This is a genomic window from Polyangium jinanense (genome assembly GCF_028435365.1).
The window spans coordinates 37412-49662 of sequence record NZ_JAGTJJ010000031.1 but is presented as its reverse complement, the minus strand read 5'-3'; the positions used below and the strand labels follow the sequence as shown (position 1 = coordinate 49662).

At 69.6% G+C, this 12251-nt stretch carries 11 protein-coding genes; 7 read left to right on the top strand and 4 right to left on the bottom strand.

The window, feature by feature from the left end; genetic code table 11:
* Positions 1-33: 33 nt before the first annotated feature.
* From KEG57_RS34950 to KEG57_RS34940, 3 genes are all read right to left on the bottom strand, one after another.
* Entirely contained in the window at positions 34-1329 is a 1296-nt protein-coding gene (locus KEG57_RS34950; protein ID WP_272424925.1) for a sensor histidine kinase, read from the bottom strand.
* A gap of 37 nt (positions 1330-1366) precedes the next feature.
* Positions 1367-1759: a response regulator gene (locus KEG57_RS34945; RefSeq protein WP_272424924.1), complete on the bottom strand. Its 393-nt coding sequence runs from the start codon at positions 1757-1759 to the stop codon at positions 1367-1369.
* Between the two features lie 83 nt (positions 1760-1842).
* Positions 1843-2919 carry a VWA domain-containing protein gene (locus KEG57_RS34940; RefSeq protein WP_272424923.1) on the bottom strand — a complete coding sequence of 359 codons (1077 nt, stop codon included), beginning with the start codon at positions 2917-2919 and terminating at the stop codon, positions 1843-1845.
* Positions 2920-3175: 256 nt separating this feature from the next.
* On the opposite strand from KEG57_RS34940, the gene KEG57_RS34935 reads away from it, so the two are divergent.
* The 7 genes from KEG57_RS34935 to cheB are packed head-to-tail and all read left to right on the top strand — an operon-like array spanning position 3176 to position 11372.
* Positions 3176-3619 carry a response regulator gene (locus KEG57_RS34935; protein ID WP_272424922.1) on the top strand — a complete coding sequence of 148 codons (444 nt, stop codon included), beginning with the start codon at positions 3176-3178 and terminating at the stop codon, positions 3617-3619.
* Positions 3616-6006: a chemotaxis protein CheA gene (locus KEG57_RS34930; protein WP_272424921.1), complete on the top strand. Its 2391-nt coding sequence runs from the start codon at positions 3616-3618 to the stop codon at positions 6004-6006. Before KEG57_RS34935 ends, KEG57_RS34930 begins: the two co-directional genes overlap by 4 nt.
* Positions 5996-6577: a chemotaxis protein CheW gene (locus KEG57_RS34925; RefSeq protein ID WP_272424920.1), complete on the top strand. Its 582-nt coding sequence runs from the start codon at positions 5996-5998 to the stop codon at positions 6575-6577. The genes KEG57_RS34930 and KEG57_RS34925 overlap by 11 nt, the downstream gene beginning before the upstream one ends.
* Positions 6578-6607: 30 nt before the next feature.
* Positions 6608-7102 carry a chemotaxis protein CheW gene (locus tag KEG57_RS34920; RefSeq protein ID WP_272424919.1) on the top strand — a complete coding sequence of 165 codons (495 nt, stop codon included), beginning with the start codon at positions 6608-6610 and terminating at the stop codon, positions 7100-7102.
* 10 nt (positions 7103-7112) lie between these two features.
* Positions 7113-9323, top strand: a complete 2211-nt coding sequence (locus KEG57_RS34915; RefSeq protein ID WP_272424918.1) for a HEAT repeat domain-containing protein — start codon at positions 7113-7115, stop codon at positions 9321-9323.
* Positions 9323-10225 (top strand): CheR family methyltransferase, encoded by a 903-nt coding sequence (locus KEG57_RS34910; RefSeq protein WP_272424917.1) that lies wholly within the window; start codon positions 9323-9325, stop codon positions 10223-10225. Before KEG57_RS34915 ends, KEG57_RS34910 begins: the two co-directional genes overlap by 1 nt.
* 34 nt (positions 10226-10259) lie before the next feature.
* Positions 10260-11372, top strand: coding sequence for a chemotaxis-specific protein-glutamate methyltransferase CheB (cheB, locus tag KEG57_RS34905; RefSeq protein ID WP_272424916.1), 1113 nt, complete (start codon positions 10260-10262; stop codon positions 11370-11372).
* A 124-nt stretch (positions 11373-11496) separates the two neighbouring features.
* Here the strand turns inward: cheB and KEG57_RS34900 are convergent, their stop codons facing one another.
* On the bottom strand, positions 11497-12186 hold the full coding sequence (locus tag KEG57_RS34900; protein ID WP_276074139.1) for a Uma2 family endonuclease: 690 nt from the start codon (positions 12184-12186) through the stop codon (positions 11497-11499).
* Positions 12187-12251: the final 65 nt, after the last annotated feature.

Here is a 12251-nt window from a genome sequence, read left to right as displayed (position 1 = left end):
TCGGCGAGGCAGGCCCCGAGATTTCGACCAGATCTACATTTCGCTCGGCGCTGTGAGGCTCGGCCGCGTGTCCCGCGGCGGCAACTCGAACCAGAATGTGCTGCCTTGCCCGAGCGTCGACGCGACCCCGATCGTACCCCCGTGCTGCTCGACGATCGCCTTCGAGATCGCGAGCCCGAGCCCCGTGCCGCCGACTTTGCGCGGGCCATGGCCGCCGAGCTGCTCGAACCGGTTGAAGAGCCGCGCGAGGTCCGCCTCCGCGATCCCGGGTCCGCGATCGCGCACGCCGAAGCGCACGTGGCCGGTCGCCGTCGCCTCCGCGAAGAGCTCGACCCGCGCCTCGGACGGCGAGAACTTGAGGGCATTGGACATCAGGTTCGTGAGCACCTGAGCGATCCGGTCCTCATCCGCCACGAGGTCGAGATCTCCCCGCACCTCCGCCCAGAGCTCGACCTTGGCCTCCGCGGCCACGGGAGAAAGGCTCTCGACGAGGCTGGAAACGAGCCGCCGCACGTCGACGTGCTTCGGCGTGAGCTCGAGCTTGCCCGCTTCGATCTTCTCCAGGTCGAGGAAGTCGTTGATGAGCCGCACGAGCCTGTCGGTGTTCGTCCGGGCGATGTTCACGACCTCCATCGCCTCGTCGGGCAGGGCGCCGAGCACCCCGCCTTCCAGCAGGCCGAGCGCGCCGCGGATCGAGGTGAGCGGCGTCCGCAGCTCGTGCGCGACCGTCGAGACGAACTCGTCTTTGATGCGCTCGATCACCTTGCGTTGCTCGATCACTGCCTGCGCCTCGCGCGCCCGTGCAACGAGTTCGCCGTTCAACTTTGCAAGCCGCCCGTTCGCGCGGCGAAGGTCGATCTGCGCGGCCACCTGACGCGCGAGCGCCGAGAGCGCGCTTCGTTGATCGTCATCGAGCTGGCGCGGGCCGTTGTCGATGACGCAAAGCGTCCCGATGTTGTGACCGTCCGCGGTCGCGAGCGGCGCGCCCGCGTAAAACCGCACGTTCGGCGCGCCGGTCACGAGCGGATTGTCCGCGAACCGCTCGTCGTCATACGCGTCGGGGACGAGGAACAGCTCATCTCCAAGGATCGCGTGCGCGCAGAACGCCACCTCGCGCGGCGTCTCGCTCGCGTCGAGCCCGACCTTCGACTTGAACCACTGACGCTCACGATCGACGAGCGAGACGAGCGCGATGGGCGTGCGGCAAATCGAGGCCGCGAGGCGCGTGAGATCGTCGAAGGCACGCTCGGGCGGCGTGTCGAGGATCGCCGCGTCGCTCAGGGCCGCGAGCCGCTCGATCTCGTCGGCAGGGGCAGGGGCTGCTTTCATGTCGGTTCCCGTGTCCCTTGCACGCGGTGAGCCACGATCAAGCCCGTGGGCCCGCGTACGAAGCGAGGATGTCCCGGATTTGTCCGGGCAGGGCCATCGGATCGAAGGGCTTGGGGATGACGCCCGCGGCGCCGAGCTCGCGGTAGCGATCGACCTCGTGCTTCTGCACCTTCGCGGTCATGAAGATGATCGGGATCGCGGCCGTGGCTTCGCGCGCGCGGAGCTCGAGGAGCGTCTCCTGGCCATCCATGTCGGGCATCATCACGTCGAGCAGGATCACGTCGGGTGCTTCGCGCGCCGCGGCCTCCAGCGCTTCGTGACCGGAGGACGCGAGCACGACCTTCCATTTGCCGACGCCCTTCAGGCTCAGCTCACCAATTCGCCGGATGTGCGGCTCGTCATCGACCAGCAGCACCTTCGAAACGGGCATGCGTCCTCCCCTCGAAATGAACGAGGCCCGCGAGCATACCTCGATGCGCGCGGGCCTTGCTGGGCCGATGTTTCGGCGTCGTGTTACTTGGCGGCTTCGGCCGGCTTCGGCGCCGGCTCCTTCAGGTCGAAGGCCGGAGGCGCCTTCGGATCGCAGTCGGGCGGAGGCCCGAAGCCGTCGGCGTTGAACTTGTACTCGACCTCGCCGGAGCCCTCGGGATCCTTCTTGCTGATCGCCTCGATCGTGACCTCGTGCTCACCCTTGCGGGCCGGCGTGCAGTACGAGAGCAGGTAGAAGCGCTTCATGTGCGCCTCGATGCGCGCGGCCATCTTGTCGAAGGCCTCCTTGACCTTCGCCTGATCGGTCGCGAGCTCGGTCCCGTCGCGCCCGATCTCGTCGAGCTTCGCCTTGCCGATCTCGGCGCCGACGCCGATCGCATAGATCTGGTAGTTCTCGTACTCGTCCTTGCCCATGTCGTCCTTCATCTGGTCGCGGGTCACGCGCGCGGCGCGATCCGTGCCGTCCGAGAAGACGACGAGCGAGCCGAACTTGAGCGGGCGCTTGTCCTTGTCGAGCTCCTTCTTGAGCGTCGCGAGGCCCTCGACGACGGCGCCGTGCAGGTTCGTCGACGGGTCCTTGGGCTTGTAGCTGCGCAGCCCTTCGAGACCACCCTCGACCGAGCCTTGCGCCTCGGTGAAGGGCACGACGGAGTGGATCTTCTCCGAGCCGTCGAAGGCGTACACGCCGACCTTCTGCGTCTTGCCGACGCGCTCGGCGAAGGCCTTCGCGGCATCGACGAGCGCGTCCGCCTGCCCGGACTCGGTCACGCTGCCGCTCATGTCCACGAGCAGCATCGTGTACATGACGGCCGCGACCTCCGGGTTCTGGATCGTCTGCTTGCTCTCGAAGGCCGAGACGAGCTCGCCGTCCTCGTAGATCTTGAAGTCCTCGGCGGCGAGGCCACCGACGGGCTTGTCCTTGCCCGCGTCGACCGTGAAGAAGACCCAGACGTTGTTGGGCTTCTTCTGCGCCGAGTTGATGAGACGGACGTTCAAGCCGCCCCCGCACGCAGCGAGGAGAAGCGCGAGGAGCGACACGAGCGTCACCCAGGCGTAGGAAGAGGTACCCGCGCCGAGCGCGGCCTTGTTTCTGTCGTTCACGGATCGCATTAGGGCAGGACCTTCGAGGGCCTGTCAATTCGCGGCGCGTGGGATCGTCCGTGACCACGGTTCCCACCCCGGGTCACGAGGCGCGCGGGCTCGGCCCGCTTCCGCCCTGGCGTTCCCCCCGCGAGGGCACATTTCCGGGCAAGAAATCAGCGTCGGTCAGAGACCGGTCACGCCGCGGCCCCCCCGGGGCGCGCGGAGCTCCGCCAAAAACCTCCTGATCGCGGGGCGTTTCCGCTAACCTCACGGCATGGCTCGTATCCTGGTCGTCGAGGACTCCTCTGCGTTCCGGGCGTTCATCCGCGCGGCGCTCGAGGATGCGCCGGGGCTCTTCGCAACGAGCCCGGACGACACGCACGGCGAGGTGGAGGTCGTCGAGGCTGCCAGCGGGTTCGACGCGCTCCGCCTCCTGCCGCGCGGGCACTACGACCTCGTGATCACCGACATCAACATGCCGGACATCAACGGGCTCGAGCTCCTGCGGTTCATGCGCGACAGCGAGCGGCACCGGAAGGTCGCCACGATCGTCATCTCGACGCAATCCTCCGAAAAGGACCGGGCGCGCGGCCTCGCGCTCGGCGCCGACGCGTTCCTCGCGAAGCCCTTCACGGTGGAGGCGCTGCAGCGCGCCATCACGACGATCCTGCAAGCGCGGAGCTCCCTTCCGGCCGAGAGCAGCGAGGGGTCGCGTTGACGAGCGAGAGCGAACGCGCGCGCGAGGAGTTCTTCTCCGAGGCGCAGGAGATCGTCGAAGGGCTCGGGCGAGATCTGCTCGCGCTCGACGAGGCGCAGAAGTCCGGCCACGTCGACCCGGATCTGATCAACGACGTCTTCCGCGCCGTGCACACGCTGAAGGGCCTCGCGGGCCTGTTCGGCGCGACGCGGATGTCGAGCCTCTCGCACAAGCTCGAGGAACTGCTCGACGATCTGCGCCTCGGCAAGGTCGACGTCACGGCCCCCGTGCTCGACCTGCTCTTCCTCTCGGTGCAGCTCTACGGCAAGCTGCTCCAGGCCGAGAAAGAGGGCCGCGACCAGCCGATGCCCGAGCTCGAAAAGCTGCTCGCGCAGCTCGATCGCGGCGCGAGCACAGGCGGCGGAGGGGGCAGCGGCGGGCACATCATCGACCCGAACCTGCTCGCGGTGCTCACCGAGTTCGAAGAGCACAAGCTCAAGACGAACATCGCGCAGGGCAACACGCTCTACCGGCTGAAGGTGCGGTTCCAGCTCGCGACGATCGACCAGGGGCTCGACGAGCTCAAGGCGACCGCGAAGCCGCACGGCGACATCATCACGTACCTGCCCGCGAGCGACGGCGACGACATCGACTCGATCACGCTCGAGATCCTGATGGGTTCGCGCGCGTCGGCGGGGACGCTTCGGAACGCGCTCCACCACCTCGGCGTGGAGGTCGAGGAGCTGCCGCGGCAGGGCGGAGGGCCCGCACCCGCGCCCGCGCCCGCGCCGGCCGTCTCTGCGCCCGTGCCGGCGCATCACATCCCCACGCCCACGCCTTCGCCGCCGCCGGTCGCGCCGAGCGGCACGCCGAGCGCGATGCCGCCGCTCGGCCATGCGCCGCTCGACATGACGGCGCCGCATCCCTTCCCGGCGCCGCGCCTCGATACGAGCGCGAGCATCCCGCCGAAAGCGCAGGAGCTCGGCACGATCAAGAGCGTCGCGCAGACGGTACGCGTCGACATCCAGAAGCTCGACGTCCTGATGAACATCGTCGGCGAGCTGTCGATCGTGCGCACGGAGCTCGAGCGCCTGCTCGAGAAGATGCGCGACGCGCACACGAACCGCGAGCTCCGGATCAACCTGCATCGGCTGCAGCGTGACTTCGAGCGCAACGTCATCAGCCTGCGCCGCGGGATCCTCGAGGTCCGCATGGTCCCGCTCGGCCAGGTCTTCGACAAACTCGCGCGCGTGGCCCGGCAGATCAGCCGCGAGGCCGGCAAGCAGGTGAACCTCGTCATCACGGGCGCCGAGACCGAGGTCGACAAGCTCATCGTCGAGGAGCTCAGCGATCCGCTCATGCACATGATGCGGAACGCGATCGATCACGGCATCGAGGAGCGCGAGATGCGCGAGGCGGTGAACAAGCCCGCCGTGGGCACGATCGCGCTGAACGCGTTCCAGAAGGGCAACCACGTCGTCATCGAGATCGAGGACGACGGCAAGGGCATCGACACGGAACGCCTGCTGGAGAAGGCGATCCGGATGGGCGTCGTGCAGGCGGACGAGGCGCGCACGATGAGCCGCCGCGAGGTCCTGAACCTCATCTTCGTCCCGGGCCTCTCGACGAAGAGCTCCGTCAGCGAGATCAGCGGCCGCGGCGTCGGCATGGACGTCGTCAAGACGAACATCTCGAAGCTCGGCGGCGTGATCGACGTCCAGAGCGAGCCGGGCATCGGCACGAAGTTCACGGTGACCCTGCCGATCACGCTGGCGATCATCAGCGCGCTCATCGTGAAGGTGAGCGACCAGCAGTTCGCCATCCCGCTCGCGAACGTGCAGGAAGCCGTGTGGCTCGACGTCGAGGCCGTGCGCGTGATCGACGGCCGCGAAGCCGTCACCTTGCGCGGCAGCACGCTCCAGCTCTGCTACCTCGCGCGCCTCTTCGGCCTCTCGGACACGCCGGACTCGAGCGGCACCGGCCCCTTTGGCACGAGCATGGGCATGGATGCGCCGCCGATGGGCCATGCCGGGGTCCCGCCGCGCGGCTCGCTGCGCAGCGAGAGCATCCGCCAGGACTACGCGGCCGCGGCCTTCCCGTACCGCCCCGCGGGCAGCTCGTCGCCCTCTGCGCGGACCGCGCTCGCGCCGCGGCAGAAGCGTCGGTTCATCGTCGTCACCGCGGTCGGCACCCGCCGCCTCGGCCTCGTCGTCGACTCGCTCGTCGGCGAGCAGGACGTCGTCATCAAGGGCCTCGGCCCGAGCCTCAAGAACGTCGCGGGCTTCGCGGGCGCCACGCAGCTCGCCGACCAGCGCATCGCGCTCGTGCTCGACGCGCCCGCGCTCGTCGAGGAGATGTTCGCGCACGCGGATCGTGCCCGCATGCACGGAGGGACCCATGGCTTCTAACCTGGCCCGCCGCACCTCCTCCGCGGTAGTCCCCGCTGCCGCGGGCACCAAGCGCAAGAAGGCGCAGCGCGATCGTGGCCCTATCACCGAGTACCTCGCGTTCCGCCTCGCGGGCGACGTCTACGCCGCGCCGGTCTCGATCATTCGCGAGATCCTGAAGCTGCACCCGCTCACGCCCGTGCCGCGCGCGCCCTCGTCGATCATGGGCATCATCAGCGTGCGCGGGCAGCTCGTCACGGTGATCGATCTGCGCCGCCGCCTGCGCCTCTCCGAGGGGCCCGTCACGAGCAAGGCGCGCATCCTGCTCGTCGATCCGATGGGCGTGGAGCTGCTCGGCCTCTACGTCGACGAGGTCTTGCAGGTCTATCGCCTCGCCGACAGCGAGATCGAGCACACGGCGACGGCGCTCGGCGGCGAGGTCGCGAGTTACATCGCCGGCATCGCGCGTCCTGCGCAGGCGCAGGCGCCGCAGCAGGAGGGGAAGGGGGTCGCGTTGAAGAGCGTGGGCGTTGTTCGGCAGAACGCGTCCGTGATCATCCTGCTCGATTTGAAGGTGGTGCTTTCGTCCTGACGGCTCGCCGATCAGGAGAGACGGACCCAGATGCCCGACTATGGCCAGAGACACCGCGCCGATCCCCAGAAGAGCCTCGTCGGCTTCGTCGTAGGGGACGTGCACTACGCGATCGGGATCGGCCAGGTGCGCGAGATCGTGAACCCCTTGCCGGTCACGCCGCTCCCGCACACGCCGCCCGAGGTCTCCGGCGTGGCCGATCACCGCGGCGACGTCGTGCCCGTCCTCGATCTGCGCGTGCGCTTCGGCTTGCCGCCCACCGAGCCGACCCGCTCGACGAAGTGGATCCTCGTCGACGCCGGCGTGCGCATGGTCGGCCTCATCGTCGACGCCGTCTCCGAGGTCTTCGGCACCGGCGCCGACGAGATCCGCCCGACGCCTCCGGTCGGCGGCGGCCGCGATCTGCGCGGCATCTCGGGCGTCACGAACCACAACGGGCTGCTCGTCTTCGTGCTCGATACGAAGCGGTTCACGGAAATCGTCGACGACATCGCCGATGTCCTGCCGCCGTTGGACGACTTGTGAGGAGAGCGCCGTGAACCCCCCTTCGAGCCGTTCCGTCTCGCCTCTGCTGATCGAAGCGGCCCTCGACGCCCCGGACGCCGAGGAGCGCCGCCAGGCCACCTCCCTCGCCGCGGAGTTGCCGCTCTACGACGCGCTCCCGCTCCTCGTCCGCGCGCTCGGCGACACCGACTGGCGCGTGCGCAAGGAGGCCACGTACGCCGCGCGCGCCTTCATCCCGGCGCCGAGCCTCATCGCGGCCATGGTCAAGACGTTCGAGCCCTGCGACAACGTCGGCCTGCGCAACGCTGCGATCGAGGTCCTCGCGAACTGCGGCAGCGCCGCGACCCCGCCCCTCGAAGCCTCGCTCGCGCGTCTCGACGCCGACGGCCGCAAGCTCGCCGTCCAGGCCCTCGGCTACACGCGGGATCCGCACGCGCTCGTCATCCTCGAGCGCTCGCTGCGCGACCCCGACGAGAACGTCCGCCAGGGCGCGGTCGAGGCCATCTCGCAGCTCGGGCCGATCGCGCCCGCCGAGGTCCAGCGCCTCCTCTACCGCTGCCTCGACAGCGCCGATCCCTTCGCCAGGCTCGCCGCGCTCGAAGGCCTCAACGCCCTCGGCGCCGTGATCCCCTGGGAGCGCCTCGCGCCGCTCCTCGAGCACCCTTCCTTGCGCTCCGCGGCCCTCTCGGCGGCCGCCGTGTCCGAGAGCCCCGCGGCGGCCTCGGCGCTCGCTCGCATGCTCCAGAAGGCGCGCGGCGGCACCTTCCTGCAGGCCATCGGCGCGCTCGCGCGCCTCGCCGAGGGCCCGCTCCTTCCGGCCGTCACGGAAGCCCTCGCGGCCGAGGGTCCCGAGCTCGGCCAGCGCCTCGTCCGTGTCGCCAGCGCCGAAGGAACCGACCCGCCGCACCACCGCGCCATGGCGCTCCTCCTCGCCGCGGTCGCGCGCGCGCCCGGCGTCGTCGACGCGGCCGCCGCCGCGCTCGCCGAGGAGACCTTCACCGAGCAGGCCGAGCGCGCGCTCTTCCTCCTCGGCCCCGCCGCGCTCCCGGGCCTCGTCGCGCGGATTGCGCCTGAACAAGGCACGACGCCGCTCGCCCCCGACGTCCGCGCCGCCCTCATCGAGGTCGCTGCCGGCATCGCCCTCGCGCCTGGTGCGCCCGAAAGGCCCACGGCGCTGCTCGAAGCCCTGCGCAAGGCGGCGCTCGACGACGAGCGCCGCATCGCCACGAGCGCGCTCTTCGCCCTCTCGAAGCTAGGCACCGAAGAAGACCTCGCGCTCGCCGTGCGCCTCGTCGCCTCACCGCTCCGCCCCGTCGCCCACGCGGCCGAAGGCGCGCTCGCCTCGCTCGCGACCCGCCACGAGAAGGCTGCACGCGCGCTCGGCGACACCCTCGTGCGGGGCCCCGGTGACGACACCTTCGCCGCCGCGATCATCCTCGGCGCCCTCGCCGCCACGCGCAGCGCCGAAAGCCCGCCCCCGTCGCCCGGCGACCTCGGCTTCCTCGCGCGCGCCGCCGCGGCCGAGGACGTACGCACGCGTCGCGCCGCGATCGGCGCCGTCGCCGAGATCGGCGGCGACTCGGCGCTCGACGTCCTCTCGCTCGCGCTCGCCGATGAAGAACGCGAGGTCCAGCTCGCCGCGGCCCGCGCGCTCGGCTACCTCGGCGCGGCGGCGCGAAGACGTGATGGCTCGCCCGACGCGCACGCGACCCCGAGCCTCCGCACCATCCTCGACATCGCGGGCCGCTCCATGGATGCCGAGCTCGTGGCCACCGCGATCCGCGCGCTCGGCGAGGCCCTCTCCACGATCCCGCCGGACGCCGCGGGGCGCGCCGCGGCCACGCTCATCGAGGCCCTCGCGCCGCTCGCCCGCGAGGCCGAGGCTGTCGTGGCGATCGCCGCGGCCGAGGCCATCGGGCGCCTGCGCTGGGGCACATCGGGAAGACAGGCCGCGCTCGTCGCTGCGCTCGACCATCCCGACGCGGCCGTCGTCAAGGCGGCGATGCTCAAGCTCGAAACGAGCGGCCCCGAGGGCGAAGCGCTCCTTCGTTGCCTCGACCATCCCTCGCCTGACGTCCGGCTCCTCGCGGCCGAGACGATCGCGGCGAGCGACAATGCGAGCTTGCGGGAGCGCCTGGCGCAGCGTGCGTCGCACGAGCTCGATCGGGACGTCCGCGACACCCTCGAGGGCGCGCTCTCGTCGATCCGGTGGCGGGGGGAAAGGGGTTTCTTCGGGTCGTGATGCGCTACCCGGATGAGATCCGCCTCGCGCCGGACGAGTTCCGCCTCTTGCGGGATCTCATCAACCAGCATTGCGGCATCGCGCTCAGCCCCGAGCAGCGCCCTGTGATCGAGCGGCGCTTGCGCGAGCGCCTCAGCGTGCATGGCTTGCACTCGTTCGGCGAGTACTACCAGCTCCTCCGCTCGCCGGACCGGGGCCGGGCGGAGCTCGACGAAGCGCTCGACCTCGTCACGATCAACGAGACCTATTTCTACCGCGAGGACTACCAGCTCACGGCGCTGCGTACCGAGCTCTTCCCGATGCTCCGCCGCCCGCCGCTCTCCCGCGAGAGCCTCTCCATCTGGAGCGCGGGCTGCTCCACGGGCGAGGAGGTCTACTCCATCGCCCTCACGGCCAAGGAGGCTGGTTTGTCCGGCCGCCGTGACGTCCGCATCTTCGGCAGCGACATCTCGCGCCGCTGCATCGCGCACGCGCGCCGCGGCGTGTATGGCTCCTCCTCGTTCCGGGCGATTCCCCTTGATCTCAAACGAAAGTATTTCATCGAGAAGCCCGACGGCATGCACGTGCAGGACGACCTCCGGGCGTGGTGCCATTTCGGCCATTTGAACCTGCTCGATCCGGTCCGGGCTTCGGTCGTCGGCCGGGTCGACATCATTTTCTGCCGCAACGTTCTCATTTACTTCGACGATGCCTCGCGGCGCCGCGTGATCGACATGTTCTACGATCGACTCCTGCCGGGCGGGTTCTTGCTCCTCGGCCACTCGGAGTCGCTCCTCAACGTCTCGACCGCGTTCGAGCTCGTCCATTTGCGCGACGACCTCGTTTATCGAAAGCCCATCACGGCCTCGCGGTTTGCCCCGCAGGGTTTGGAGGGCAGCACGCACGGATCGGGGAAGCCATGAGCACTTCGGCAAGGGATGCAGCAGAGGTGAAACGGTGGTGAAGACCGGTCCGCTGCGGGTACTCGTCGTCGACGACTCCGCCTACAACCGCAGGAACATTGCGGACATCCTGACCGGCAGCGACGAGGTCGAGGTCGTCGGCAAGGCGGGTGATGGCGAGGAGGCGTTACGCCTTGCCTTGAGCCTCAAGCCTGACGTCATCACGCTCGACCTCGAAATGCCGCGGATGGACGGTTTTACCTTCCTCCGCATCCTGATGGTCCGGCAGCCGACGCCCGTGATCGTGGTGTCGAGCTACAGCCAGAAGGAGAACGTCTTCAAGGCCCTGGAGCTCGGCGCCGTCGACTTCGTCGCCAAACCCAGCCAGAGGCTCGCGCCCGACGCCGCGCTCCGCCGCGAAATCCTCCAGAAGGTCCTCCTCGTCCGCTACCTGCGCCCGCTCGCGGCCGTGAGCCAACGCAACAGCGCGATCCCGCCGCTCCCACGCTCCACGGCCACGCCGCCCGTCCTCTCCACGGCGCAGCCCGATCAGCCGAGCGCGCGCTCCGTCGCCAACATTGCGGCGCGCTTCATCGTCGGCATCGGCTCCTCGACGGGCGGACCGACGGCGCTGCTCGAGATCCTGAGCCGCGTCCCCGAGAAGTTCCCCGGTGCGATCCTCATCGCCCAGCACATGCCGGAGAAATTCACGCGCACCTTTGCCGAGCGCCTCGATCGCAAGAGCGCGATCCGCGTGAGCGAGGCCGTCGACGGCGACCTCGTCACGGCGCGCCGGGCCTTCATCTGCCCGGGCAAGATGTGCATGGAGGCGGTCGTCTCGCAGGGCGCGAGTGGCATGGGCTGGAACGAGATCCGCCTCCGCGTCGGCCCTCCTTCGCAGCACGACCGTTACATCCCGAGCGCCGACCGTCTCCTGCGCAGCCTCGCGCCCGTCGGCTCGCGTGCCTACGGCGTCATCCTCACGGGCATGGGCGACGACGGCGTCGCCGGCGCCCGCGCGATCCGGGCCGGCGGCGGAACGATCATCGCCGAGAGCGAGGAGACCGCGGTCGTCTATGGCATGCCACGCGCCGCGGTGAAGGCCGGCGTGGTGAACGAGGTCATGGGCTTGCCGCAGATCGTGGACTGGGTGGCGCAGCTCTCCTGAGCGGGGGTCCTCGTGCGTCCCGACGCGCTGTCGCGCGGTTTTACGGGGCAAACGGAACCGACATTCGCGTTTCTGCAGGATGAGCGCGAGGTCACGCCACAACGGAACGCTCGCATTCGAATGATCACCGGCTGCGGCCGCGCCCCTTCTTTCCCGCGGCCGTCGCCTTGCGCGCCGCCTTCTTCGGCGCGCTCGTGAGGGCCGGCGCCTCCTCGGCTCGCGCCTCGTCCTCCTCGACCTCGGCCCACAATGCCGCAAGCTCGATTTCGATCGCGTCGAAGGGCTCCGCGCGTACGAGCGCGCTCCCGTGATGCACGCCCAGCAGCGTCCAGCGCCCTTTTTCGAGCACGAAGATTTCGAGCGTCCGTGCAATCGGGTCGACGAGCCAGAGGTGCCGCACGCCGTGACGCGCATATGCTGGCAATTTCTCGGCACGATCGACGGTTACCGTGCTCGGGCTCAGGACCTCGCATACCCAATCGGGCGCGAGCATGAACCTCGCCGTCTTCGGTAGCCGCGGCAAGCGCTCGATCCGCCAGCCAGCGATGTCGGGGACGAGAACGTCCTCCTCGCCTGCGGGACCGAGCAACAGCTCGGGTTCATCGAAGATCTGCCACCCGCCCGGACCGCCGCGACCACGCTGGAAGGGGCCCATCAAGTCGCCACCGAGCACGGAGGAAGCCCTCGAGTGCCGCGGCGCAGGGCGTGGAAAGGCGTACATCGTGCCGTTGATGATCTCGCCGACCATGTTGCTCGGGACGGCATCGAGATCGGCGATCGTGGCACGCGCACGCTTCTCCGCGGCAAAACCCATAGCCGAAGATTGCCCTTCCCCCCCACCGAAAGCAACCCCACGCCCGCGCAGGAAAAGTTGACCCC

Coding starts and splice junctions, on each gene's coding strand:
- KEG57_RS34950 (WP_272424925.1), bottom strand. CDS start 1,329: ATGAAAGCAGCCCCTGCCCCTGCCGACGAGATCGAGCGGCTCGCGGCC.
- KEG57_RS34945 (WP_272424924.1), bottom strand. CDS start 1,759: ATGCCCGTTTCGAAGGTGCTGCTGGTCGATGACGAGCCGCACATCCGG.
- KEG57_RS34935 (WP_272424922.1), top strand. CDS start 3,176: ATGGCTCGTATCCTGGTCGTCGAGGACTCCTCTGCGTTCCGGGCGTTC.
- KEG57_RS34925 (WP_272424920.1), top strand. CDS start 5,996: ATGGCTTCTAACCTGGCCCGCCGCACCTCCTCCGCGGTAGTCCCCGCT.
- KEG57_RS34920 (WP_272424919.1), top strand. CDS start 6,608: ATGCCCGACTATGGCCAGAGACACCGCGCCGATCCCCAGAAGAGCCTC.
- KEG57_RS34910 (WP_272424917.1), top strand. CDS start 9,323: ATGCGCTACCCGGATGAGATCCGCCTCGCGCCGGACGAGTTCCGCCTC.
- KEG57_RS34900 (WP_276074139.1), bottom strand. CDS start 12,186: ATGGGTTTTGCCGCGGAGAAGCGTGCGCGTGCCACGATCGCCGATCTC.